We start from the raw sequence: 22,714 nt of genomic DNA on the forward strand, positions 1-22,714 counted from the left end.
CGGCGACGGCTTACTTCGCCGTGTAGACGATCTCGACGCGACGGTTCTGCGACCAGGAAGCCTCGTCCGACCCCGTGGCAACCGGACGCTCTTCGCCGTAGCTGACCACGGTCAGCTGGCTGGCCGAACCGCCGCTCGCCTGCAGGGCCGAATTCACGGCATTGCCGCGACGCTCGCCCAGACCCAGGTTGTACTCGCGGCTGCCGCGCTCGTCAGCATGGCCTTCCAGCGTGATGCGCGAGGACGGACGGTCACGCAGGTACTTGGCGTGGCAACCCATGATGGCCTGGAACTCCGGCTTCAGGGAATCCTGATCCAGATCGAAGTACACCACGCGCTGGCGCAGGCAGGCATCGGTGTCGAGGTCGTTCGGACCGTACACGCCCGACGTGGTCGGGGTGGTCGGGGTGGTGGGCGTCGTCGTGGCGGTGTCGGTCGGCGCTTCCGGCTTGGTGCTCTTGGTCTTGCAGCCAGCCAGCACGGCGACGGACATCATGGAGAGCAGCAGAACACGGGTGGTGTTGTTCATGGTCATTCCTTGCGTCGTTGAACGGGGGATCGGTGGATCAGGGGGTCACATTGTAGACGTAAAATTAACGAGCAGTGCGGTAGGGCGACCACGCCGGCTCGCGAACGTCCGCATTGGCGACGACCAGACGCTGGCGCACGCGCGCATCGGCCGAGACCGCATACAGCACGCCCCGCCCGCCTTCGCGCGCGGCGTACAGCACCATGCTGGCGTTGGGAGCGAAGCTCGGCGACTCATCCAGCGAACCGGGCGACAGCGAGGACCAGCGGGCGCCGCCCAGGCTGCTGTCCATCAGCGCAATGCGGTAATTGTTGCCGCCGCCCTGCACCACCGCGATCTTCTTGCCGTCGTAGGACATGCTCGCGGTCGCGTTGTAGTTGCCTTCGAACGTCACCCGGCTGGCGCTGCCGCCGGCGGCCGGCACGCGGTAGATCTGCGGGCGACCGCCACGATCCGAGGTGAAGTAGATGCTGCCGCCATCCGGACTCCACACCGGCTCGGTGTCGATCGCCGAGGTCGTGGTCAGCTGGCGCAGCGAGCGGCTGCCCAGGTCCATGACGTAGATTTCGGGGTTGCCGCTGCGCGACAGCGTCAGCGCCAACTGGCGGCCGTCCGGTGAGAACGAGGGGGCGCCATTGATGCCGCGGAAGCTCGCCACCTTCTCGCGTGCGCCGGTCGAGATGTCCTGGAGGTAGATCGCCGAGTTACCGCTCTCGAAGCTGACGTAGGCCAGCTTGCGGCCATCCGGGCTCCACGACGGCGACAGCAGTGGCTCGGCCGAACGCACCACGGTCTGCGGATTGAAGCCATCCGAGTCCGCCACCATCAGCGCGTAGCGCGTCGCCTTGCCGGTGCCGGCGGCGGTGATGTACGCGATGCGGGTCCAGAACGCGCCGCGCACGCCCAGGATCTTTTCGTAGATCGCGTCCGCCATCTGGTGGGCGACATCACGCAGGGAGTTCGAACGTGCGGTCATCGCCAGGCCGAGCATGCGCTCCTGCTTGGCGACATCGAACAGTTCGTACTCCACCCGGTAGCTCCCGTCGCCGGCATCGGCGACGCGCCCGACGACCAGGTAGTCCTGGCGCAGCGCACGCCACGTGGGGTACTGGATCTCGCCACCGCGGGTCGGGCGCTCGGTGATGCGCGCTTCCGGCAGCGTGCGGAATGCACCGGAGCGCTCCAGGTCCGCACGGACCACGGCCGACACGTCGGTCGGCGGGGCGACAGCGCTGCCTTGGTAGGGCATCGGGACCACGGTGATCGGCAGCGCGGAAGCGTTGCCGCCGATGATGTCGATCTCCAGACCCTGTTGCTGGGCAGCCGCCAGCATGGGCAGCAGGGAGAGGGCGAACAGGGCGAACCAGCGCAGCGGTTTCTTCATGGGCGGGAACTACTCGCGGTTGGGCGGAGCGGCAAAGGGATACCAGCCCCGGCGTGAACGTTTTAACAATTGTGAACGACATCCGCCGAAATGCGGCGTGAAGTCAGCGATCCCGAGCCTCGAAATTGAGGGTCAGGGTCCTGGCGAACACCGACTCGAAGCCCCGATACGGCAACGGCCGCGCCTTGAGTACCGCGCGCTCGATCGAGTCCTGCCCAGCCGGGTCCATCGCGCAACCCGGCTGCACCTCGGCGCTGACGACGTCGCCCCCGGGCAGCTGGCGGATCACCACGCGGCAGCGCGTACCGACGGGCACCGACTCCGGCCGCGTCCATTGGCGAAGGACCGCCTCCTGGATCGCGGCGGCGTAGCGGCCGCGCAGATCCTCGTCGGTACCGCCCGCGCCCGCCGGACCCTGCGCTGGCGCAGGGGTGGACGCTGCTGCGCTGGCCGCCTGGCGCGACCGCGCATCCGCGAGCTGGCGCAGTTTCTGTTCGGCGAGCTGGGCTTCGCGTGCCGCCTGGGCGCGCTGGCGGCGGATCTCTTCCAGACGCTTCTTGTCGGCTTCCGCCTTCTGCTGCGCCTCGGCGGCCACACGCTTCTGCTGATCCGCTTCCTGCTGTGCCGCCAACCGGCGCTGCTGCTCGGCCTGCTCCTGGCGCTTGCGCTCGGTGAGGTCGATCTGCTCCTGTCGGCGCTTGGCTTCCTGCTCCTGAAGCGCCTTCTCCTGCGAGATCGCATCACGGCGCGCTTCGTCCTGGTCCACGTCGTCGGGCACCGGCACGCGCTCCTGGGCATTGGCCTGGCGCTCGACCGGCGCATCCTGCGGCGCCGGTTCGGGGATCGGCTGCGGCGGCGGGATGGTGTCTTCCGGTGCAGGGTCCTGCACGGGCTCGGGCATTGGCGCCGGCTGGAAGTCGAGGGCGCGCTCGACGGCGCGCTGGTCGCTGGCGGATACGTCCAGCGTCGCTTCCATCGCCTGTGAGCCAGCGGCGTTGAGTCGATCCCTGTCCCACTTGAAGTAGGGCGACACCAGCAACAGTGCGAGCAGCAGCACGTGCAGGCCGACGGCCCATGCCACCGCCCGGCCCAGCCCCTCTTCATGCGGGGGCTGCTGGCGCTGGAGCACCTCAGCGTGCATTGCCACCCGCGTTGGTCATCAGGCTGACATTGCTGACCTTGGCCCGGCGCAGCACGTCCATGGCATCGAGCACCTTCTGGTACGGCGCGTCACCCTCGGCGGCAACCATGATGCGAAGCTCGCTGCCCTGTTCGGCGCGGATCGCCGCGACCTGCGCCTCGAGCGCGGCCGCATCCAGTACGTCAGGCTGCTTGGCGTCTGGCAGCTTCAGGCCATAACGTCCATCCGGATAGGCGATGACGATGACAGGCTCGTCGCGGGTCTCCACCGCCTTCGCGTTGGACGACGGCAGCTTCACGTCCACGCTCAGCGTGAGCAGGGGCGCGGTCACCATGAAGATGATCAGCAGCACCAGCATCACGTCGATGTAGGGCACGACGTTGATCTCGGACTTCAGCTTGCGCCGCTTGCGATGGATGATGCTTCCGGCCATGGCGTGCCCCGCTTACTCGCCGGAGTTCTGGCGCTGGAGGATCGAGCTGAACTCCTCGGCGAAGCTCTCATAGCGAACCGCCAGACGCTCGACGCGCGTGGTGAAGCGGTTGTAGGCCCACACCGCAGGAATCGCGACGAACAGGCCGATCGCGGTGGCGAAGAGCGCCTCTGAAATGCCCGGTGCGACGGCGGCGATACCCGCCTGCTCGCCGCTGTTGAGCATGTCGTGCATGGTGACCATGATGCCGAACACGGTACCGACCAGGCCCACGTAGGGCGCGGTGGAGCCGATGTTGGCCAGCAGTTCCAGGTTGCGCTCGAGCTGGTCGACTTCGCGCGTATAGGTCACGCGCATGGCGCGCTGCGCGCCTTCGAGTTGGGCCCGGCCGTCGAGGCCACGCTTGTCGCGCAGGCGGGTGAATTCGCGGAAGCCGGCTTCGAAGATCGCCTCCAGGCCCGTGACCACGCGGTTGCGGTCGGCGGCACCGGCGTACAGCTTGTGCAGTTCGGCGCCGGACCAGAAGCGGCCTTCGAACTCGTCGGCGTCGCGATTGGCGAGCTTGAACACCCGCGCCTTGCGGAAAATGATCACCCAGCTGATCACCGATCCGGCCAGCAGCAGCAGCACGATCAACTTGACCGGCAGGCTCGCCTTGAGCATCAGGTCGATGTAGTTGATGCCGCTCTGCACGGTCGCGGCAGTGGCCTCGGCGGCGGCAGCGGCGGTCTCGGGCGGCAATGCCTCGACCACGGTGTCCTGGAAGGCCAGCAGCGTTGCGATCATCCGTCGTTCCTCGATTCTCGGTTCGTGTTGCGTGTCGGGTTACAGCGGCCGGCCCGGGGTTTCGAGCCGACGGAACGCCTGATACAACGCCTCGGGCAGCCCAACGGGCCTGAATCCCGACGCGGTCAGCGCCGCGACCTTCACCTCGGCGGTCAGCAAGATCTCGCCATTCCGTTCGATGGACTGCGCGAAGACCACGCTGGCCCGCTTGCACTGGTGGATGTGCGCGCTGACCTGAAGCAGATCGTCCAGCCGTGCGGGGCGCAGGAAATCCAGGCGCATCGAACGGACGGCGAACACCAGGTCATGGGTCTGGCGCAGTCGCTCCTGGGCGTAGCCGCGGGCCCGTAACCACTCGGTGCGGGTCCGCTCCAGGAATGCCACGTACTGCGCGTGGTACACCACGCCACCGGCGTCGGTATCTTCCCAATAGACGCGTGTCGGAAAGATGAATGGAGCCGCATCCACGGCGATCGTCGGGGAATCAGTCGTCAAAGCATACGCTCCCGCACGTTGTCGTGCATACCAACCTGTGACCGACCGCAATCAGAAAAGCTCGGCCGACGCATCGCTCGCGTCGGGTGCCCTGCCCTTCGGCGCCAGCCCGAGGTGCAGATAGGCCTTGCGGGTGGCCATGCGGCCGCGGGCGGTACGGATCAGGAAGCCCTGCTGGATCAGATAGGGCTCGATGACATCCTCCAGCGTGCCACGCTCCTCGCTGAGTGCGGCCGCCAGCGACTCCACGCCCACCGGGCCGCCATCGAAGCTGTCGATGATGGTCCGTAGCATGCGGCGGTCGAGTTCGTCGAAACCTTCCGGATCCACCTTCAGCATCTGCATGGCCGCCTGCGCCACCCCCATGTCGATATGGCCGTCCGCCTTGACCTGGGCGTAGTCGCGCACGCGCCGCAGCAACCGGTTGGCGATGCGCGGCGTGCCGCGTGCACGGCGGGCGATCTCGGCAGCGCCTTCCGGCACGCAGTCCATGCCGAGGATGCGGGCCGAGCGCTGCACGATGCGGGTGAGCTCCTCGGGCGAGTAGAACTCCAGTCGCTGCACGATGCCGAAGCGGTCGCGCAGCGGCGCGGTCAGCAGGCCGGCGCGCGTGGTGGCGCCGATCAGGGTGAACGGCGGCAGGTCGAGCTTGATCGAGCGCGCGGCCGGACCTTCGCCGATCATGATGTCGATCTGGAAATCCTCCATCGCCGGGTACAGCACTTCCTCGACCACGGGCGACAGGCGATGGATCTCGTCGACGAACAACACATCGTGCGGCTGCAGGTTGGTCAGCAGCGCCGCCAGGTCACCGGCCTTCTCGATCACCGGGCCGGAGGTCACGCGCAGGTTCACGCCCAGTTCGTTGGCGATGACATGGCTCAGCGTGGTCTTGCCCAGTCCCGGCGGCCCGAAGATCAGCACATGGTCGAGCGCCTCGCCGCGCCCCTTCGCCGCCTGGATGTAGATGTCCAGCTGCTCGCGGACCGGCTTCTGGCCCAGGTACTCGTCCAGCCGCTTGGGGCGGATGCTGGCCTCGATGGCGTCGTCTTCGCGGGTGGCGGACGAGTCGATGATGCGGTCGGCGGTCATGGCGGCATTATGACGGACGGATCCGGCCTGCGGCCGCGACATCAAGCCTCGACGGCGACTTTGGTCCGAGCTCCGCGCGTCAATCGCAGGTAGGACACGTGCCACAGCCACTCCAGCGGCCCGCGCTTCGCGCGCCGCTGCCAGACATGGGCGAACAGCATCACGCAGGCCGCCACCAGCGCGTAGACGGCGATGGTGGCCGGCACCGCCCAGGCGTCCGGGACGCGTCGCGCCAGGCCCAGCCCCCAGTCGTAGCAGAGCGCCGATGCGATGAGGTTCTGCAGCACGTAACCACTCAGTGCCATGCGCCCGACTTCGGCGAACCGCCGCCCGATGACACCCGGTTGCGGACGACGGTGGAAGGCCTCGGCCACCGCGGCGAGCAAACCCATGGCCACCAGCGGTGCGGTGCCGTAGCGGCCCGCCATGATGCCGGCATCGCCGCCAAAGACACCCAGCGCCATGTCGATCGGCCACGCCACGCCCAGTCCCGCCGCCATCAAGCATCGGCGCAACGATGCGCCGCGAGCCTCGAACACGCCCGCCTCCAGCAGCCGTGCGCCGAGCAGGAACAGGGCCACGCTCATCGGCGCGATGAAGATCATCTCCTCGCGGAATAGCCAGACGTGCTCGATGCGCGACAGCACCATGTCCCACCATCCCGAGGGTGCGGCGGCGGACGTGCCGGTCGACAGCTCACCGCCCAGGAAGGCCAGCGCAAGCACGACCAGCCCCAGCATCATCAGGTGCATGCCGGCAGCGACCACCAGCCACACCGCCCTGCCGCGCGCACCCGCCTTCAGCAGGAAGGCGACGACCACCGAGGTCAGCGCGTAACCCATCAGCACATCGAACTCGACGACGAACAGGTAGTTCAGTACGCCATCGACGAACAGCAGCGCGGCGCGCACCAGATACGGTCCGGGCCAGCGGATGCCCGCCGCGATCGCGGATCGCTGCTGCAGGGCGATGCCCATGCCGAACATCAGCGCCAAAAGGCCGAGGAACTTGCCCTGCGTCAGCTGCTGCAGCGCGAGTACGCCCCAATGCATGCCATCCGACTGGCCCCAGCCGGTATCGAGATAGCCCAGCAGGCCGCCCGGATACATGAAGATCCAGATGTTGGTGCCCAGCGTGCCGAGGATGGCGATGCCCCGCAGCACGTCGAGTACGGTGAGGCGGTCCTGCGATGGCATCCGGCGTCCCTGCGTGGGGTCGTCCGAGTGTACGGCACCCCCCGCACCGCGCCGTGCGGTCAGATCTCGACCTGCGCGCCCAGTTCGACCAACCGGTTACCCGGGATGCGGAAGAAGCCCGTCGCCGGCGCGGCATTGCGATGCATGGCGGCGAACAGCTTGTCGCGCCAGATCGGCATGCCGCCGTGGCGCGCGGCCACGATGGTTTCGCGGCTGGCGAAATACGTGGTTTCCATCGGGTCGAAATAGACGCCGCCCTGGTCGCAGGAACCCATCAGCGCCTGTGGCACGTCCGGCGTCTCGGCGAAACCGTAGCTGATCAGCACGCGATAGAAGTCGTCGCCGATGGGCTCGATCTTCAGCCGCTTCTTCTTCGGCGCGTAAGGCACCGTCAGCGTCTCGACGGTAAGGAACACGTTGCGCTCGTGCAGCACCTTGTTGTGCTTGAGGTTGTGCAGCATCGCGTGCGGCACCACGCCCTTGTCGGCGGTCAGGAAGATCGCCGTGCCCGGCACGCGTACCGGCGGCGCCAGCATCAAGCCGGGCAGGAACGTATCCAGGCGGATGCCCTCCTTCTGCACTTCACCATGCAGCAGCTCGCGGCCACGGCGCCAGGTACGCATCATGGTGAAGGCGGAAATGCCGATGAACAGCGGCACCCACGCGCCGATGCCCGTGACCAGCTTGGCGCCGTTGGCGAACAGGAAGGCCAGGTCGATGACCAGGAAGACACCACACAACGGCAGCACCCACTTGCGCGAGTCCGGCCAGCGCGTATACGCCACGATCGCCAGCAGCAACGTGTCGATCAGCATCGTGCCGGTCACCGACAGGCCGTAGGCGGTGGCCAGCGCGCCGGAACTCTGGAAACTCAGCACCAGCACGATCACTGCGAGGTACAGCATCCAGTTGATCGACGGCACGTAGATCTGGCCGATGGTGTCCTTGGAGGTGTATTTGATGTGCAGGCGCGGCAGGTAGCCCAGCTGGATGGCCTGGCGCGTCACCGAGAACGCGCCGGTGATGACGGCCTGCGAAGCGACCGCCGCGGCGGTCGTCGCCAACACCAGCATCGGGATCTGCGCCCAGCCCGGGATCGACATGTAGAACGGATTCGCCACCGCCTCGGGATGGCGCAGCAGCACGGCGCCCTGGCCGTAGTAGTTCAACACCAGCGCCGGCAGCACGAAAGCAAACCAGCCCCAACGGATCGGCCGCTTGCCGAAATGGCCCATGTCGGCGTACAGCGCTTCGCCACCGGTCACGGTCAGCACCACCGCGCCGAGGATCAACACCGCGTGCCAGTCGTGGGTCACGAAGAAATGCCACGCCCAGTACGGATTCAGCGCCGCCAGCACCGACGGGTTGTGCGCGATGTTGTAGATGCCGAAGCCGGCCAGCACGATGAACCAGGTGATCATCACCGGGCCGAACGCCTTGCCGACCTTCGCCGTGCCGAAACGTTGCACCGCGAACAGGCCGGTCAGGATGACCAGGCTGATCGGCATCACCCATTGCTTGAAGACCGGCGATACCACTTCCAGGCCTTCCACCGCACCCAGCACGGTGATCGGCGGCGTGATCATGCCGTCGCCGAAGAACAGCGCCGCGCCGAAGATGCCGAGGATGCCGACCGTGTAGCTCATCCGCGAGCCCTTGGCCAGGCTGCGCTGCGCCAGCGCGGTCAACGCCATGATGCCGCCCTCGCCATCGTTGTCGGCGCGCATGATGACGATGACGTACTTCAGCGTCACCACCAGCAACAGCGACCAGAAACCCAGCGACAGGAGTCCGCGCACCGTGTCCGGGTCCGGCGTCAGCCCGAAATGCGGGTGGAACATCTCCTTGATCGTGTAGAGCGGACTGGTGCCGATGTCGCCGAACACCACGCCGACCGCACCGGCGACCAGGGCGACCATGCCCGCCTGCGAATGACCGTGCTGCCCGCTGTTGCCGGCATCGGCGTGGGAAGAAGATGGGGTGGACATGGCGGCCGGAAGGGTAGCGCTGTGGAAGTGAAGGGATGCTCTAGGCCGACGATCAGCGCAGCGCGGCCTGCAGGGCCTTGCGGATGATCATCGCCGCATCGTCGCCAGGGGCGGTGGCGTCGCGCGCCATCCGCGTGGCTTCGGCCGGCTTGTAGCCCAGCTGCTGCAGGGCGATGGTCGCTTCGGACTGCGGATCGACCGGCAAGGCGCTGATACCGCCCACGCCCGTCGCCATCAGGTCCGCGGCGCGATCGCGCAGCTCCACCACCATGCGCTCGGCGGTCTTCTTGCCGATACCGGGAATGCGCGTCAGCGCGGTGATGTCGCCGGCCTGCACCATGCGCGCGAACTCGTCCACGCTGGCGCCGGACAGCACCGCCAGCGCGATCTTCGCGCCGATGCCGGTGACCTTCTGCACGTCGCGGAACAGCCTGCGCTCGCCTTCGCGCAGGAAGCCGTACAGCGACACACTGTCTTCCTTCTGCGCGTAGTGGGTGAACAGCAGCACTTCGCGACCGACGTCCGGCAGGTCGTAGAAGGTGCTCATCGGCGCTTCCAGCTCGTAGCCCACGCCACCGACGTCGATCACCAGCCAGGGCGGCGACTTGTACGCCAGGATGCCGCGCAGACGTCCGATCATTTCCTGCTCCAGGCCAGTTGCGAACTCACGCCCAGCCGCTTGGCGGTGGCGCGTACGTGTGCGTGGGTGATGGCCACGGCCAGCGCGTCGGCGGCGTCGGCCTGCAGCTTGCCCTGCAGGTTCAGCATCAGGCCGACCATGTGCTGGATCTGCGCCTTTTCTGCGCTGCCGCGACCGACCACGGCCAGCTTCACTTCCGTGGCCGCGTATTCGTGCACCGGCAGGTCGCGCAGGACGACCGCGCTGATGGCGGCGCCGCGCGCCTGTCCCAGCTTCAGTGCCGAATCCGGATTGCGTGCCATGAAGACTTTTTCGATGGCCACTTCATCCGGCTGCCACGTGGTGATCGCATCACCCAGCCCATCCAGCAGCCTTCGCAGCCGCTGCGGAAAGTCATCGGCACCCAGCAGCACCAGCGGTGCATGGTAGACGTGCGTGGTCTTGCCGGCGGCATCGACATCGATGATGCCAATGCCGGTGCGCTGCGAACCGGGGTCGATGCCGAGGATGCGGGTCACTCGGTCAGCCCCATCGATTCGGCGGGGATCCACTTGTTGAAGAAACCCTCGGTGCGGTAGAACTGCATAAAGCTCCCGGATGATCCGGACGCATCACTTACGCTGCCGCTCACCGTCAACTGGGCGTCGGCGCAATCCGACCATTGACCACGGAAGATGGTCTGCAGGCGAATCCTTGAGACGGCCTTGTTGCTGACTAAACGCTCGGGTATGCCCAACTGCGCCAACCAAGACTCCTCGCTCGTGCGCTCAATGCGCACGAGATAGTTCTCGCCATGGGGGAGGATGCGAGTCTCCCACCCATCAGGAATGGACGTGACCCCTCCGATGCCCATGCAGGTGAATTCGAGTTCGACCTTGCTGATGACTGCGTTCTTCGAAGAGTAGTCGCTGAAATCCGGCAAACGCAGCTGCCCTCCTCGATCCAGGATCTCGCCATGCACCGTGCCGGTTAACAGCAGGAGCAAGATCGACAGTCCGGCTGCCCAGGTTTTCTTAGACGTAAGCATCCGCGCCCAGGTCGGCGTTGGAATAAACGTCCTGCACGTCGTCCAGGTCTTCCAGCATGTCCAGCAGCTTCTTCACCTGCAGGGCGGTGTCGCCCTCCACGCTGATGTCGTTGTCGGCGCGGTAGGTGGTCTCGGCATGGTCCGGCGCCAGGCCGGCGGCGGTCATGGCGTCCTTCACGGACTGGAACGCATCGGGCGAAGTAACCACGTCGATCGAGCCGTCGTCCGGGTAGACGACGATGTCGTCGGCTCCCGCCTCGATCGCGGCTTCCGTGATCTTCTCTTCGTCGGCGCCGGGCGCGTAGCTCAGCACGCCCAGGCGCTTGAACATGAAGGCCACCGAGCCCTCGGTGCCCATGTTGCCACCGTGCTTGCCGAAGGCGTGGCGCACCTCGGCCACCGTGCGCACGCGGTTGTCGGTCAGGCAGTCGACGATCACGGCGACGCCGCCGGGCGCATAGCCTTCGTAGCGGATCTCCTCGAAGACCACGCCTTCCAGTTCACCGGTCGCCTTCTTGATGGCGCGCTCGATGACGTCCTTCGACATGTTGGCGGACAGGCCCTTGTCGACGGCGACGCGCAGGCGCGGGTTGTTGGCGGGATCACCACCGCCGGCCCGGGCCGCCACGCCGATCTCGCGGATGATCTTGGTGAAGATCTTGCCGCGCTTGGCGTCGGTGGCGTTCTTGCGGGCTTCGATGGAAGGGCCTCTGCCCATGGTGACGTCCGGAGTGCACTGACAAGGGCGCGGATTATACGCGTCCCGTGCGGACGTCAGTCCCGCTCATCGAAACGCCCGTCGCGCAGGAAGCGGGCGGCCTGGCGGGCGGCGGCGGCGGAGAACACCAGGCCGGTGTGGCTGGCCGGCACCACGCAGTGGGCGGCCAGCCCGGGCAGGCGTGTCTCGGCCAACCCGACCGTGCCGTCCGATTCGCCATCGAAGCGCGCGATCAGGCGGCCGATGCCGCGGGCGACATTGCCCGCGACCATGCCGACCGGCGTCCGCCCTTGCCAGTCGGGGCAACCGGCCTGCAGCAGCGCGCCACTGCGCCCCAACACGGGCGCGGTCCATCGGCGTTGTCCCAGGTTGCGCGCCGCACGACTGCCGCGCAGGGGCGACCCGAGGCAGACGGCGCGCTGCACCGGCAGGTCGGGCGCACGGCGAAGCGCTTCCAGCACGATCATGCCGCCCAGGCTGTGGCCGACCAGATGCACCGGCGGGCCGCCTCGCAAACGTTCGACAAGTACGGCGATGGCAGGCTCGGGACCGCCGACGATGCTCGGATAACCGAAGACATCGACCTCGAAGCCCTCATCGCGCAAACGCCGTGCCAGCGGCATCAACCATGACTTTGCATTCCAGATGCCATGCACCAGCACGATGCGCGTCGCGGGTTTCGTGGAGTCGTCCATGTCGCCAGTGTCGGCCAGGCGGGCCACTCCCGCCAACCGCCGCCGCAGATGCGCCCGCGGCGCAGGTTCGCCCCGGCGCCGCGCCGGTGTTGCACACTGGGGCACCGCCCATGGCACGCATGTACTGGTCACTTCTACCATGATGGGAAAATGCTTTACCGCCGCGTGGTGGTTCCTCGCCTGCCTGTCATCTGCCGCAGCCGAGGAACCGGCTGCAAACACCCACGCCGCCGCCGACGATGGTCCCTACATCATCCAGCTCACCCCGCGCCGCTACGAGGCGCTGTGGGTCTGCGACGGCAAGGTCGAGCGCGAGGAACACCGCACGCGACGCAAGACCATCACGATCGCGCCGCGCTGTGGCTACGAACGGCCCGCGGTGCTGCCGGCGCATCTTGCCGATGCCGAATCCGTGCCGTACGACGGTGGCCGCATCGTGGCGCTGTCCGACATCCACGGCCAGTACGCGTTGATGGTGAAGCTGCTCCGCGCGCACCGCGTGATCGACGGCAACGACGACTGGGCACTGGGGCGCGACCACCTGGTCATCACCGGCGACGTGTTCGACCGTGGCGACAAGGTCAACGAGGTGTTCTGGCTGTTGTTCCAGCTGCAGCAGCAGGCGGATGCCGCCGGCGGCGCCGTGCACTTCCTGCTCGGCAACCACGAAACCATGGTGCTGTACGACGACCTGCGCTACGTCAACCCGAAGTACGTCGAGGTCGCGCGCCTGCTCGGACGCCCGTACTCCGCACTATACGGCGCCGACACCGTGATCGGCGGCTGGCTGCGCACGCGGCCTGTGATGTTGAAGCTGGGCGACACGCTGTTCCTGCATGGCGGCATCGCGCCGGAGAATCTCGACCTGGTCACCGGCATCCACGCCACCAACGCCGCGTATCGCGGCTCGCTCGGCACCGCCAAGGACACGGTGAAGGCGGACCCGGCGACCTCGCGTCTCTACGACGGCAAGCGCAGTCCGATCTGGTACCGCGGCTATTTCAACGGCGAACTCGCCACGCCGGACGTGCAGACGCTGGTCGACCGTCTGGGCCTGGCGCGCATCGTCGTCGGGCACACGACGATGGACGAAGTGGTGAGCTTCCACGATGGCCGCATCATCGCCATCGACAGCGGCATCAAGCGCGGCGAATCCGGGCAGCTGCTCTTCATCGAGAACGGCAGGCTCACGCGTGGCCTGCTGGACGGCACGCGCGAAGCGCTGCCGGAGCGCCAGGTGGCACCCGCGGACAACGACTGATGGGCTACGCCGCCGCGTGCTGCCGTTTCCACTCGCGCGGCGACACGCCGCTGTGCGCCTTGAAAGCGCGCGACAGCGCCGCTTCGCTGCCGTAGCCCACGTCCGACGCCACCACCTTCAATGGCTTGCCGTGCCGTAGCGCCTGTTGCGCCAGGCCCACGCGCCAGCCCTGCAGGTACTGGCCCGGCGTGATGCCGAGCGCTTCGCGGAAATGCGTCGCGAACACGCTGCGCGACATGCCGGCGACGCGCGCCAGTTCCTCCAGCGTCCAGTCCTTCGCCGGCGCTTCATGCATCGCCACGATCGCGTTGCGCAGGCGCGGATGCGACAGCCCTGCCAGCATGCCGCCCTTCACCTCGCCGGTTTCCATCACCTGGCGCAGCACCTGGATCATCACCACCTCGAACAGGCGGTTGACCAGCGCCGCGCGCCCGCAACGCTGGGTGAAGGCTTCTTCGAACAGCAGTGCCAGCACGTCCTGCGCACCATGGAGACTGGTCAGCGGCACGCAGACCACATCGGGCAACGCCGCGCTGATCGGGTTCTGTGCACCCCCCTCGAACCGCAGGCTGGCGCAGGCCATCTCGGCGCCTTGCACCTCGTCGCTGACGAAACGGTGCGTCATCGCACGCGGATAGAGCAGCAGGCTGGGCGTGTCGATGCGCAGCGACGTCGTGCCATGGAACACCTCCAGCGGTCCGCGCTGGATCAGGTGCAACTGGCCAATGCCGGGCTCGGCCTCCAGCGTGTTGACGCCACACAACGCACCGGCATGGAACATATGCGCGCTCACGGAGAAGCGCTCCAGCAGGACGGCAAGCCGATCGACCATGACGGAACTTCCGATCAAGTTTTCAGGATTCTACATCACCATTCGTATCGCACAGCGGCGCAAAGTACACCTCACCGGACGGCCACCCGCCGGGCCACCACCCCACTCTCCAAGGAAACCGCCATGTCCATCGAAAAGATCCTCTACACCGCCACCGCCACCGCCACCGGCGGTCGTGAAGGCCAGGCCACCTCGTCCGACGGCGTGCTGGACGTCAAGCTGACCACCCCGCGCGAGCTGGGCGGCGCCGGCGGCGACGGCACCAACCCGGAGCAGCTGTTCGCCGCGGGTTATTCGGCCTGCTTCCTGGGCGCACTGAAGTTCGTCGCCGGCAAGCAGCAGGTCGCCCTGCCGGACTCCACCACCGTCACCGGCAAGGTCGGCATCGGCCAGATCCCGACCGGCTTCGGCATCCAGGCCGAACTGACCATCGCCGCCCCGGGCGTGAACCGCGAGCAGCTGCAGGCCCTCGTCGACGCCGCCCACATCGTCTGCCCGTACTCCAACGCCACGCGCGGCAACATCGACGTGACGCTGGTGCTCGCCGACTGACCTCTTTCCTGACCCACCACCTTTCGCAGGAACCGAACCCATGAACGCTGTCACCCGCACCATCGCCGCCACGCTGCTGGCCGTCGCCACCCAGGCCAGCTTCGCCGCGCAGCCCACCACCGCCCCGGTCGCCGTCGAACGCACCGCCAGCACACTGACCACCGCCGACGGCGTGCAGCTCTACTACAAGGACTGGGGCCCGAAGAACGGCCCGGTCGTCACCTTCAGCCACGGCTGGCCGCTGTCCTCGGACAGCTGGGAATCGCAGATGATCTTCCTGGCCTCGAAGGGCTACCGCGTGGTCGCCCATGACCGCCGCGGCCATGGCCGCTCGAGCCAGCCGTGGGACGGCAACGACATGGATCACTACGCCGACGACCTGGCCACCGTGATCAACACGCTGAACCTGAAGGACGTGACCCTGGTCGGCTTCTCCACCGGCGGTGGCGAAGTGGCGCGCTACATCGGCCGCCACGGCACCAGCCGTGTCAAGAAGGCCGTGCTGATCAGCGCCGTGCCGCCGCTGATGCTGAAGACCGCCAACAACCCGGGCGGCCTGCCGATCGAAGTCTTCGACGGCATCCGCAAGGGCTCGCTGGACAACCGCGCGCAGCTCTACAAGGACATCGCCTCGGGCCCGTTCTACGGCTACAACCGCCCCGGTGCGAAGCCCTCGCAGGGCCTGATCGACAGCTGGTGGGCGCAGGGCATGCAGGCCGGCCACAAGAACACGTACGACTCGATCGCCGCGTTCTCCGCCACCGACTTCCGCGCCGACCTGAAGAAGTTCGACATCCCCACCCTCGTCATCCACGGCGACGACGACCAGATCGTCCCCATCGACGCCGCCGGCAAGGCCTCCGCCGCGCAGATCAAGAACGCCAAGCTGATCGTCTATCCCGGCGCTCCGCACGGACTGACCGACACCCACAAGGATCGCGTCAACCAGGACCTGCTCGACTTCCTGCAGAAGTAAAGCCAGAGCCGCACAAACAGCAACGGCCGCATCAGCGGCCGTTTGCTTTTGTTCTGGCTTGTCCCGATGCGCCAGCGAGCCCACCAGACCCGGAGGGCGGCGGAAAAGGATGTCCGCCGTTTTCCGCCTCGCCAGGATGGCGAGTCGGAAAATCCCGATAGCCATCAAATCATGGGATTGCTTCGTCGGGGATTGGCCTTTCTTTTGGTGACTTTTCTTTGGCCAGACAAAGAAAAGTTACCCGCTGGCCCGAAGGGCAAGCGGAACGCTCCTATCAGTCAGACATCGACAGAAGCCGCACGCCTCAGGATGAACTCGTCGTCCAGCGTCTTCCCCACCGCAAACTTGTACCCACCAACGCGCGCGAACCCCTGCCGTTCATAGAACCGCTGCGCGCCAAAATTCTCCGACCACACCCCGATCCACAGCGTCCGCGGCCCATCCCTCAACAGCCAGCGCTCCACCTCGGCGAACAGCTTCCCGCCCCAGCCGCCATTCTGGTGCGACGCGAGCACGTACAACCGCTTCAGCTCGCCATCGCCCTGCACCACGTCCACGTGCGGCAACCCGCACGGCCCGGCCGCCGCATGGCCCACGGCCACGCCATCATCTTCCAGGAACCACACCGCGTAATCCGGGTGCGCGAGGATGACGCGCTGTTTGTCGACGTCATAGGCATCGGCGAGGAAAGCCGAGAGGTCCTCGGCCGGATACAGATGCCCGAAGGTTTCGATGAAGGTACGCGACGCCAGGTCCGACAGGACCATGGCGTCATCGACGGTGGCGCGACGGATCCGCACGCTTACGCGTCCTCTTCTTCCTCGTCGTCTTCCTCGTCCGCCTCGTCTTGCTCGTCGGCGTCCTCGTCTTCTTCCTCTTCGTACTCTTCTTCGTCTTCTTCTTCGTAATCGTCCTCGCCGAAGTCCTCGCCATCCCAGCGGCCCTGGCCATCCGGCAGGAAGGTCACCGCCATCGACGTCGGCGACGTACCCACGCGCACCAGCCAGCCACCGAACACGCGCGCGCGTTCCGTCACCAGGCCCGCATCGGCGCCTTCATTGCCCAGGCGTTCCCACTCCAGCGAAAAAGCATGTTCCGTCATTGCGTGGTTCTCTCTCAGTCTTTCTTCGGACGTACTTGAATGTGGACTTCCGCCAGCTGCTCGTCCGGGATCGGCGACGGCGCACCGGTCATCAGGCACTGCGCGCTGGTGGTCTTCGGGAACGGGATGACGTCACGGATCGACTCGGTGCCCGCCATCAGTGCGGCGATGCGGTCGATGCCGAACGCGATGCCGCCGTGCGGCGGTGCGCCGAAGCGCAGCGCATCGAGCAGGAAGCCGAACTTGGCTTCCGCCTCTTCCGCACCGATGCCGAGCAGCTCGAACACCGCGCTCTGCATGTCGGGGCGGTGGATACGGATCGAACCACCGCCGATCTCGTTGCCGTTCAACACCATGTCGTAACCGCGCGACACCGCCGTCTTGGCATTGGCGCGCAGGTCGCCGATGTCGTCGACCGCGGGCGCGGTGAAGGGATGATGCAGGGCGACGTAGCGCTGCGCTTCGTCGTCGTACTCGAACATCGGGAAATCGGTGACCCACAGCGGCGTCCAGCCGTCCTGGACGAGGCCGAAGTCCTTGCCGGCCTTCAGGCGCAGCGCGCCCATGAAGTCGGAGACCTTGTTGTAGCTGCCGGCACCGAAGAACACGATGTCGCCGGTGCCGGCGCCCACATGCTTCAGCAGCGCAGCGAACGCGTCCTCGGCGAAGAACTTCTGGATCGGCGAGCTGATCGCGCCGGCCTCATCGATCTTGATGTAGGCCAGCCCCTTCGCGCCGTACTTGGCGGCGTGGGCGGCGTACTCGTCGATCTGCTTGCGGCTCAGCGATGCACCGCCGGGGATGCGCAGCGCGGCGACGCGGCCGTCAGGATCGTTGGCGGCACCGGTGAACACCGCGAACTCGCTGGCCTTCACCAGCTCCGCCACGTCGACCAGTTCCAGCGCGATGCGCAGGTCCGGCTTGTCCGAGCCGTAGCGACGCATCGCCTCGGCCCAGGTCATGCGCGGGAACGGGTTGGCCAGTTCCACGTCCATCACCTCCTTGAAGATGTCGCGGATCATGCCCTCGACGGCGTCCTGCACGTCGCGCTCGCGCACGAAGGCGAACTCCATGTCGAGCTGGGTGAACTCCAGCTGGCGGTCGGCGCGCAGGGCTTCGTCGCGGAAGCAGCGCGCGATCTGGTAGTAGCGGTCGAAGCCGGCCACCATCAGGATCTGCTTGAACAGCTGCGGCGACTGCGGCAGCGCGTAGAACTCGCCCGGGTGCATGCGCGCCGGCACCAGGAAGTCGCGCGCGCCTTCCGGCGTGGCCTTGGTGAGGATCGGCGTTTCGATGTCCTGGAAACCACGCGCATCCAGCCAGCGGCGCAATGCCTGCACCAACCGGATGCGGGTGCGCTGCTTGCGCTGCATGTCGGCGCTGCGCAGGTCCAGGTAACGGTACTTGAGGCGCGTTTCCTCGCCGGGGTTCTCGTGGTGGTGGAACGGCAGCGGTTCGGCCTTGTTGAGCACGGTGATGCTGGTGGCGATCACTTCCACCTGGCCGGTACGGATCTTGGTGTTGACAGCCTCACGCGCACGCACGACGCCCTCGACCTGCAGCACGTCCTCGTACCCCAGCGACGCGGCGACCTTGAACACCTCGGCGTTGGACGGATCCACCGTCACCTGCACGATGCCCTCGTGGTCGCGCAGGTCGATGAAGCAGACGCCGCCGAGATTGCGGGCGACGTCGGTCCAGCCGCAGAGGGTCACGGTCTGGCCGATCATGGCCTCGTCGACGAGGCCGCAGAAATGGGTACGCATGGGAACTCCAGAGGGTCGTCCGGACGGTGCCGGAAGGGGTACGACGACCATCGGCCGTCCTAGTCCGCTAGTTTACCCGGTCCCCCGGCCGGCCTCCGCCCAGGATTAACATTCGCGGCGTATGCTGGCGCCTCCCCAGGAGGGTGCCACCATGAAGAAGCCGTTGTTGCAGTCGGTGCTCGTACTGTTGCTGGCCTTCGTGGCCGGCAGCGCCGTCGCCCAGGTCGGTACGCGGGCCTACGCTCCCGAGAACCTGCGCACGCTGTCGGTGCAGGACCAGACGCGGGTGATCAGCCTGGAGTATTCCGAGCAGTCCCGCGGTCGCCGCATTCCGGACGACCAGCTGCGGTTCTACCTCGACCAGGTCAACCGATCCAACTGGACCTTCAGCCAGATCAAGCAGGACATCGCCCAGTCGCTCGGCGGCAACAATGGCGGCTGGAACCCCGATCCGCCGCCGGTCAGCGGACAGACCTTCCTCTGCGAAAGCAAGAGTGGCGACGCCAAACGTTGCACGCCACCGTGGCGCGGCCCGTCGCGGCTGGTGCGGCAGCTCTCGAACAGCCGCTGCATCGAGAACACCACCTGGAATTCGCAGGACGGACTGATCACGGTCTGGAAGGGCTGCCGGGGCGAATTCGCCGCCGCCACTTCGTCGTCGACCGGCACGATCCGCTGCGAAAGCACGGATGGACGCGGCCGCACCTGCCGCACGCCGTGGAGCGGCCATTCGCGCCTGACCCGGCAACTGTCCAGCGCGGGCTGCGTCGAAGGCCGGAGCTGGCAGTCGCAGCAGGGCCAGGTCTACGTGGGCAATGGCTGTCGTGCCGAGTTCGCCGCCCGCGACGGTGGCTGGAGCGGCGGCAACAGTGGCTACAGCGTTACCTGCAACAGCGAGGACAACCGCCGCAGGAGCTGCGCCTACGACGCCCGCCAGGGCCGTCCGATCCTGCTGCAGCAGGTGTCCAACACCAGCTGCCGCGAAGGCTACAACTGGGGCTACGCCGGCAACCAGGTGTGGGTGGACCGCGGTTGCCGGGGCCGTTTCGGACCGCGCTGAACGCCGCGATCAACCCTCGTCGTCGGCGCCCCAGGGCGCCGGCGGCAACGCGACCGGCGTGGTGAGATCGAACTCCACCCGGAACAGCCGTCCGCTCGGCCGGCTCAGCTCGTAGACGAACGTCTTCGCCGGCACCAGCTCCATCGCCCAGGTGTTGGTCACCGACGCCGCCAGTCCTTCGCGCTCGAACATCGCGATCGACTCCGCATCCACCGGGAACGCCTGTCGCTGCGTCGTGCCCGCCTCAGCGGTGTCGCCGCCGTACATCGTCACCGCGTCCGGGCTGCCGTCCTCATGGCGATGGTCGTGCTTGAGCCGCAGACCGCTCGCCGTGCGCGTGAGGACCCACGTGCGCGAATGGTCGTCGCCGACATGGAAGGGAATGCGGATCTCGCGCAGTGCGTCGTCACAGCCGCGCACATGCATCACCAGCGGCTTGCCCTCGAACGGATCGGGCGTGGTCGATGCGGGCTGGTTGGCGGTGATGCGACCGGCGTAGGCCTTGCCGCAATGCTGCGCCAGCGACGCGAGGAACGTGTCGGCCGGCGTTGGCGCGGTCGCGATCGCGGGCGGTACAGCCACGCCGGTGACGATGAACGCCACAAGCGCGATGAGGGTCTTCTTCATGGCATCCCTTCGTTGCAGGAAGGGAAGCACCTTACACCGCCGACCTCAGGACGAGGACGTCGAGGGCGGCGTCGCCGGTTTGGTTTCCGTCTTCGCGGGCGCGCTTTCGGTCTTCGCCGGTGCCGTCTCGGCGGGCTTGGAGTCGCTGGATGGCTTCGCGGCTTCGCCACCGTCAGCGAGGTTGCGCTTCTTGTCGCCGTCCTTCTTGAAGTCGGTCTCGTACCAGCCGCTGCCGGCCAGGCGGAACGACGGCGCGGTCAACTGCCGTTTCACCGCCTGCGCGCTGCACGCCGGGCAGGTATCGGGATCCGGGTCGGACAGCTTCTGCAGGCGGTCGAAACTGTGGCCACAGTGGGTGCATTCGAAAGCGTAGATGGGCATGGCGGGCGATCAGGCAACGGATTGAACGTGGGGTGTTGTGGGGATGACAGGCGCGCGGATCAAGCCTCGTCGTACAACGACGACCACGCTTCCTCGGCCTTGGCGAGCTGCTGTTGCAGCGCTTCGCGATCGCGGCCAAGGCGGGCGGCGAGGTCGGCATCGGCGTAGCTGTCCGGGTCCGCGAGCTGCGCATCCACGTCGGCCAGCCTGCCTTCCAGCTCGGCGACCTTGGCTTCCGCGGCGGCCAGCTTCACCGGATTCACCTTGCGCGCAGGGGCTGGCGCGGTCTTCGGTGCCGGCGCCGGTTCGCTGCGCAGCGGTTTGCTGCCCTGCGCGGAGGCGCGCGTGCGCAGCCAGGCGGCGTATTCGTCGAGGTCGCCGTCGAACGGCTCGACCACGCCGTCGGCCACGCGCCAGAACGTGTCGCAGACCAGGCCGATCAGGTGGCGGTCGTGCGACACCATGACGATGGCGCCGTCGAAATCGCTGAGCGCTTCGGCCAGGGCTTCGCGCATTTCGAGGTCGAGGTGGTTGGTCGGTTCGTCGAGCAACAGCACGTTCGGCTGCTGCCACGCGATCAGGGCCAGCGCGAGACGTGCACGCTCGCCACCGGAGAAGCCGTCGACCGGCTCGAACGCGCGGTCACCGGGGAAGTTCCACTTGCCCAGGAAGTCGCGGAAGGACTGGTTGCTCGCGTCCGGCGAGAGGTCGCGGAAATGGTCCATCGGCGACTGGCCCTCATGCAGCGACTCCACCGTGTGCTGCGCGAAGTAGCCGATGCGCAGATCCGGATGGGCCATGCGATCACCCTCCATCACCGCCAGTTCGCCCACCAGCGTCTTCACCAGCGTGGTCTTGCCGGCGCCGTTGGGGCCGAGCAGGCCGATGCGCTGTCCCGCTTCCAGGCCGAAGCCGACGTTGTGCAGGATCGTCGCACCGGGACCGTAGCCGGCTTCGACATGGTTCAACCGGATCAGCGAGAACGGCAGCTTGGCCGGCTCGGCGAACTCGATGCGGAATTCGCGCTCGGCGCGTACCGCCTCGGTACCGGCGAGCTTGGCCAGGCGCTTCATGCGGCTCTGCGCCTGCGCCGCCTTCGAGGCCTTGGCCTTGAAGCGGTCGATGAAGCTCTGCAGGTGCGCGCGTTCGGCCTGTTCCTTCTCGTGCGCGATCTGCTGCTGGCGCAACTGTTCGGCGCGCTGGCGTTCGAAGTCGGTGTAGCCGCCGGTATAGAGCTTGGCGCCACCGCCGTGCAGGTGCAGCGTATGCGTGGCGACGTTGTCGAGGAACTCGCGGTCGTGCGAGATCAGCAGCAGCGTGCCGGGATACTTCAGCAACCACTGCTCCAGCCAGAGCACCGCGTCCATGTCGAGGTGGTTGGTGGGCTCGTCGAGCAGCAGCAGGTCGCTGGGCATCATCAGCGCGCGCGCCAGGTTCAGGCGCACGCGCCAGCCGCCGGAGAACGACGACACCGCGCGATGGTGCGTATCGGCCGGGAAGCCCAGGCCGTGCAGCAGCTTGCCTGCGCGCGCTTCGGCGTCGTAGGCACCGAGTTCGGCCATCCGCTGGTGCGCGTTGGCGACCGCTTCCCAGTCTTCGCGCGCGCTGGCATCGGCTTCGGCCTGCAGCACCGCGGCGACCTCGGTATCGCCACCGAGCACGAACGTCAGGGCCGGATCGGGCAGCGACGGGGTTTCCTGCGCCACGCTGGCGATGCGCACCTTGCCGGGCAGGTCGAGGTCGCCCTTGTCGGCTTCCAGTTCGCCCTGGACGGCGGCGAACAGGCTGGATTTGCCCGCGCCGTTGCGACCGACCACGCCCACGCGATAGCCGGCGTGCAGGGTCAGGTCGACGTTGGACAGCAGCAGGCGCTCGCCGCGGCGGAGCGCGAAATTACGAAGGGCAATCAAGAAACAACCTACGGGGATTTGGGGGGACGCGGCCGCGTAGTTTATCGATAGCGCACCTGCTCACACTTGTTAACAAAGCATTGACATGCCCTTTCCACCCCTGTAACCAGAACAGGTAGCACC

At 67.1% G+C, this 22,714-nt stretch carries 25 protein-coding genes; 4 read left to right on the forward strand and 21 right to left on the reverse strand.

Features of this window, described 5'->3' with window-relative positions:
• Positions 1 to 10: 10 nt before the first annotated feature.
• The 14 genes from pal to AX730_RS14390 all read right to left on the reverse strand — a co-directional run bounded on the left by pal (position 11) and on the right by AX730_RS14390 (position 12,124).
• Positions 11 to 529, reverse strand: coding sequence for a peptidoglycan-associated lipoprotein Pal (gene pal, locus AX730_RS14325; protein ID WP_062357863.1), 519 nt, complete (start codon positions 527 to 529; stop codon positions 11 to 13).
• 64 nt (positions 530 to 593) lie between these two features.
• Complete coding sequence (tolB, locus tag AX730_RS14330) at positions 594 to 1,913, reverse strand: Tol-Pal system beta propeller repeat protein TolB (protein ID WP_062357641.1); 1,320 nt, start codon at positions 1,911 to 1,913, stop codon at positions 594 to 596.
• Positions 1,914 to 2,016: 103 nt separating this feature from the next.
• Positions 2,017 to 3,054, reverse strand: a complete 1,038-nt coding sequence (tolA, locus tag AX730_RS14335; protein WP_062357643.1) for a cell envelope integrity protein TolA — start codon at positions 3,052 to 3,054, stop codon at positions 2,017 to 2,019.
• On the reverse strand, positions 3,044 to 3,487 hold the full coding sequence (locus tag AX730_RS14340; RefSeq protein ID WP_062357645.1) for an ExbD/TolR family protein: 444 nt from the start codon (positions 3,485 to 3,487) through the stop codon (positions 3,044 to 3,046). The genes tolA and AX730_RS14340 overlap by 11 nt, the downstream gene beginning before the upstream one ends.
• A gap of 12 nt (positions 3,488 to 3,499) precedes the next feature.
• Entirely contained in the window at positions 3,500 to 4,273 is a 774-nt protein-coding gene (gene tolQ / locus AX730_RS14345; protein WP_062357647.1) for a protein TolQ, read from the reverse strand.
• A 39-nt stretch (positions 4,274 to 4,312) separates the two neighbouring features.
• A complete protein-coding gene (gene ybgC / locus AX730_RS14350; protein ID WP_062357649.1) occupies positions 4,313 to 4,768 on the reverse strand; it encodes a tol-pal system-associated acyl-CoA thioesterase in 456 nt (151 codons plus the stop codon).
• Positions 4,769 to 4,819: 51 nt separating this feature from the next.
• On the reverse strand, positions 4,820 to 5,860 hold the full coding sequence (ruvB, locus tag AX730_RS14355; RefSeq protein WP_062357651.1) for a Holliday junction branch migration DNA helicase RuvB: 1,041 nt from the start codon (positions 5,858 to 5,860) through the stop codon (positions 4,820 to 4,822).
• A gap of 41 nt (positions 5,861 to 5,901) precedes the next feature.
• On the reverse strand, positions 5,902 to 7,056 hold the full coding sequence (locus AX730_RS14360; RefSeq protein WP_062357652.1) for a DUF418 domain-containing protein: 1,155 nt from the start codon (positions 7,054 to 7,056) through the stop codon (positions 5,902 to 5,904).
• 59 nt (positions 7,057 to 7,115) lie between these two features.
• Positions 7,116 to 9,044, reverse strand: a complete 1,929-nt coding sequence (locus AX730_RS14365) for a potassium transporter Kup (protein ID WP_062357654.1) — start codon at positions 9,042 to 9,044, stop codon at positions 7,116 to 7,118.
• 52 nt (positions 9,045 to 9,096) lie between these two features.
• Positions 9,097 to 9,684, reverse strand: a complete 588-nt coding sequence (gene ruvA / locus AX730_RS14370; protein ID WP_062357656.1) for a Holliday junction branch migration protein RuvA — start codon at positions 9,682 to 9,684, stop codon at positions 9,097 to 9,099.
• A complete protein-coding gene (gene ruvC, locus AX730_RS14375) occupies positions 9,681 to 10,202 on the reverse strand; it encodes a crossover junction endodeoxyribonuclease RuvC (RefSeq protein WP_062357658.1) in 522 nt (173 codons plus the stop codon). The genes ruvA and ruvC overlap by 4 nt, the downstream gene beginning before the upstream one ends.
• On the reverse strand, positions 10,199 to 10,669 hold the full coding sequence (locus AX730_RS14380; protein ID WP_157074269.1) for a hypothetical protein: 471 nt from the start codon (positions 10,667 to 10,669) through the stop codon (positions 10,199 to 10,201). Before AX730_RS14380 ends, ruvC begins: the two co-directional genes overlap by 4 nt.
• Positions 10,670 to 10,697: 28 nt before the next feature.
• Positions 10,698 to 11,429, reverse strand: coding sequence for a YebC/PmpR family DNA-binding transcriptional regulator (locus tag AX730_RS14385; protein WP_062357662.1), 732 nt, complete (start codon positions 11,427 to 11,429; stop codon positions 10,698 to 10,700).
• Between the two features lie 56 nt (positions 11,430 to 11,485).
• Positions 11,486 to 12,124, reverse strand: a complete 639-nt coding sequence (locus AX730_RS14390; RefSeq protein WP_062357865.1) for an esterase/lipase family protein — start codon at positions 12,122 to 12,124, stop codon at positions 11,486 to 11,488.
• Between the two features lie 139 nt (positions 12,125 to 12,263).
• Here AX730_RS14390 and AX730_RS14395 point away from each other — a divergent pair, with 139 nt between their 5' ends.
• Positions 12,264 to 13,385, forward strand: a complete 1,122-nt coding sequence (locus tag AX730_RS14395; RefSeq protein ID WP_157074270.1) for a metallophosphoesterase — start codon at positions 12,264 to 12,266, stop codon at positions 13,383 to 13,385.
• A gap of 4 nt (positions 13,386 to 13,389) precedes the next feature.
• Here AX730_RS14395 and AX730_RS14400 read toward each other — a convergent pair whose 3' ends face one another.
• Positions 13,390 to 14,217, reverse strand: a complete 828-nt coding sequence (locus AX730_RS14400) for an AraC family transcriptional regulator (protein WP_062357664.1) — start codon at positions 14,215 to 14,217, stop codon at positions 13,390 to 13,392.
• A 123-nt stretch (positions 14,218 to 14,340) separates the two neighbouring features.
• Here AX730_RS14400 and AX730_RS14405 point away from each other — a divergent pair, with 123 nt between their 5' ends.
• Positions 14,341 to 14,769, forward strand: a complete 429-nt coding sequence (locus tag AX730_RS14405) for an organic hydroperoxide resistance protein (RefSeq protein ID WP_062357666.1) — start codon at positions 14,341 to 14,343, stop codon at positions 14,767 to 14,769.
• Positions 14,770 to 14,809: 40 nt separating this feature from the next.
• Entirely contained in the window at positions 14,810 to 15,745 is a 936-nt protein-coding gene (locus tag AX730_RS14410; RefSeq protein ID WP_062357668.1) for an alpha/beta fold hydrolase, read from the forward strand.
• 278 nt (positions 15,746 to 16,023) lie between these two features.
• Here the strand turns inward: AX730_RS14410 and AX730_RS14415 are convergent, their stop codons facing one another.
• Genes AX730_RS14415 through aspS form a run of 3 tightly spaced genes read right to left on the reverse strand, consistent with a single transcriptional unit; the run spans position 16,024 to position 18,613 of the window.
• Positions 16,024 to 16,512, reverse strand: coding sequence for a GNAT family N-acetyltransferase (locus AX730_RS14415; RefSeq protein WP_062357868.1), 489 nt, complete (start codon positions 16,510 to 16,512; stop codon positions 16,024 to 16,026).
• Between the two features lie 35 nt (positions 16,513 to 16,547).
• Complete coding sequence (locus tag AX730_RS19180; protein WP_062357669.1) at positions 16,548 to 16,847, reverse strand: hypothetical protein; 300 nt, start codon at positions 16,845 to 16,847, stop codon at positions 16,548 to 16,550.
• Positions 16,848 to 16,861: 14 nt separating this feature from the next.
• Positions 16,862 to 18,613, reverse strand: coding sequence for an aspartate--tRNA ligase (gene aspS, locus AX730_RS14425; RefSeq protein WP_062357671.1), 1,752 nt, complete (start codon positions 18,611 to 18,613; stop codon positions 16,862 to 16,864).
• A gap of 151 nt (positions 18,614 to 18,764) precedes the next feature.
• Here aspS and AX730_RS14430 point away from each other — a divergent pair, with 151 nt between their 5' ends.
• A complete protein-coding gene (locus AX730_RS14430) occupies positions 18,765 to 19,673 on the forward strand; it encodes a DUF3011 domain-containing protein (protein ID WP_062357870.1) in 909 nt (302 codons plus the stop codon).
• 9 nt (positions 19,674 to 19,682) lie between these two features.
• On the opposite strand, the gene AX730_RS14435 is transcribed toward AX730_RS14430, so the two are convergent.
• The 3 genes from AX730_RS14435 to AX730_RS14445 are packed head-to-tail and all read right to left on the reverse strand — an operon-like array spanning position 19,683 to position 22,591.
• Entirely contained in the window at positions 19,683 to 20,300 is a 618-nt protein-coding gene (locus AX730_RS14435; RefSeq protein WP_062357673.1) for a hypothetical protein, read from the reverse strand.
• A gap of 45 nt (positions 20,301 to 20,345) precedes the next feature.
• Positions 20,346 to 20,681: an FmdB family zinc ribbon protein gene (locus AX730_RS14440; RefSeq protein ID WP_062357675.1), complete on the reverse strand. Its 336-nt coding sequence runs from the start codon at positions 20,679 to 20,681 to the stop codon at positions 20,346 to 20,348.
• A 59-nt stretch (positions 20,682 to 20,740) separates the two neighbouring features.
• A complete protein-coding gene (locus tag AX730_RS14445; protein WP_062357677.1) occupies positions 20,741 to 22,591 on the reverse strand; it encodes an ABC-F family ATP-binding cassette domain-containing protein in 1,851 nt (616 codons plus the stop codon).
• Positions 22,592 to 22,714: the final 123 nt, after the last annotated feature.

This window comes from Pseudoxanthomonas mexicana, assembly GCF_001556105.1.
Classification (GTDB): Bacteria; Pseudomonadota; Gammaproteobacteria; order Xanthomonadales; family Xanthomonadaceae; genus Pseudoxanthomonas_A; species Pseudoxanthomonas_A mexicana_A.

Coding starts and splice junctions, on each gene's coding strand:
- pal (WP_062357863.1), bottom strand. CDS start 529: ATGAACAACACCACCCGTGTTCTGCTGCTCTCCATGATGTCCGTCGCC.
- tolB (WP_062357641.1), bottom strand. CDS start 1,913: ATGAAGAAACCGCTGCGCTGGTTCGCCCTGTTCGCCCTCTCCCTGCTG.
- tolA (WP_062357643.1), bottom strand. CDS start 3,054: ATGCACGCTGAGGTGCTCCAGCGCCAGCAGCCCCCGCATGAAGAGGGG.
- AX730_RS14340 (WP_062357645.1), bottom strand. CDS start 3,487: ATGGCCGGAAGCATCATCCATCGCAAGCGGCGCAAGCTGAAGTCCGAG.
- tolQ (WP_062357647.1), bottom strand. CDS start 4,273: ATGATCGCAACGCTGCTGGCCTTCCAGGACACCGTGGTCGAGGCATTG.
- ruvB (WP_062357651.1), bottom strand. CDS start 5,860: ATGACCGCCGACCGCATCATCGACTCGTCCGCCACCCGCGAAGACGAC.
- AX730_RS14360 (WP_062357652.1), bottom strand. CDS start 7,056: ATGCCATCGCAGGACCGCCTCACCGTACTCGACGTGCTGCGGGGCATC.
- AX730_RS14365 (WP_062357654.1), bottom strand. CDS start 9,044: ATGTCCACCCCATCTTCTTCCCACGCCGATGCCGGCAACAGCGGGCAG.
- ruvA (WP_062357656.1), bottom strand. CDS start 9,684: ATGATCGGACGTCTGCGCGGCATCCTGGCGTACAAGTCGCCGCCCTGG.
- AX730_RS14385 (WP_062357662.1), bottom strand. CDS start 11,429: ATGGGCAGAGGCCCTTCCATCGAAGCCCGCAAGAACGCCACCGACGCC.
- AX730_RS14390 (WP_062357865.1), bottom strand. CDS start 12,124: ATGGACGACTCCACGAAACCCGCGACGCGCATCGTGCTGGTGCATGGC.
- AX730_RS14395 (WP_157074270.1), top strand. CDS start 12,264: ATGATGGGAAAATGCTTTACCGCCGCGTGGTGGTTCCTCGCCTGCCTG.
- AX730_RS14400 (WP_062357664.1), bottom strand. CDS start 14,217: ATGGTCGATCGGCTTGCCGTCCTGCTGGAGCGCTTCTCCGTGAGCGCG.
- AX730_RS14405 (WP_062357666.1), top strand. CDS start 14,341: ATGTCCATCGAAAAGATCCTCTACACCGCCACCGCCACCGCCACCGGC.
- AX730_RS14410 (WP_062357668.1), top strand. CDS start 14,810: ATGAACGCTGTCACCCGCACCATCGCCGCCACGCTGCTGGCCGTCGCC.
- AX730_RS14415 (WP_062357868.1), bottom strand. CDS start 16,512: ATGGTCCTGTCGGACCTGGCGTCGCGTACCTTCATCGAAACCTTCGGG.
- AX730_RS19180 (WP_062357669.1), bottom strand. CDS start 16,847: ATGACGGAACATGCTTTTTCGCTGGAGTGGGAACGCCTGGGCAATGAA.
- aspS (WP_062357671.1), bottom strand. CDS start 18,613: ATGCGTACCCATTTCTGCGGCCTCGTCGACGAGGCCATGATCGGCCAG.
- AX730_RS14430 (WP_062357870.1), top strand. CDS start 18,765: ATGAAGAAGCCGTTGTTGCAGTCGGTGCTCGTACTGTTGCTGGCCTTC.
- AX730_RS14435 (WP_062357673.1), bottom strand. CDS start 20,300: ATGAAGAAGACCCTCATCGCGCTTGTGGCGTTCATCGTCACCGGCGTG.
- AX730_RS14440 (WP_062357675.1), bottom strand. CDS start 20,681: ATGCCCATCTACGCTTTCGAATGCACCCACTGTGGCCACAGTTTCGAC.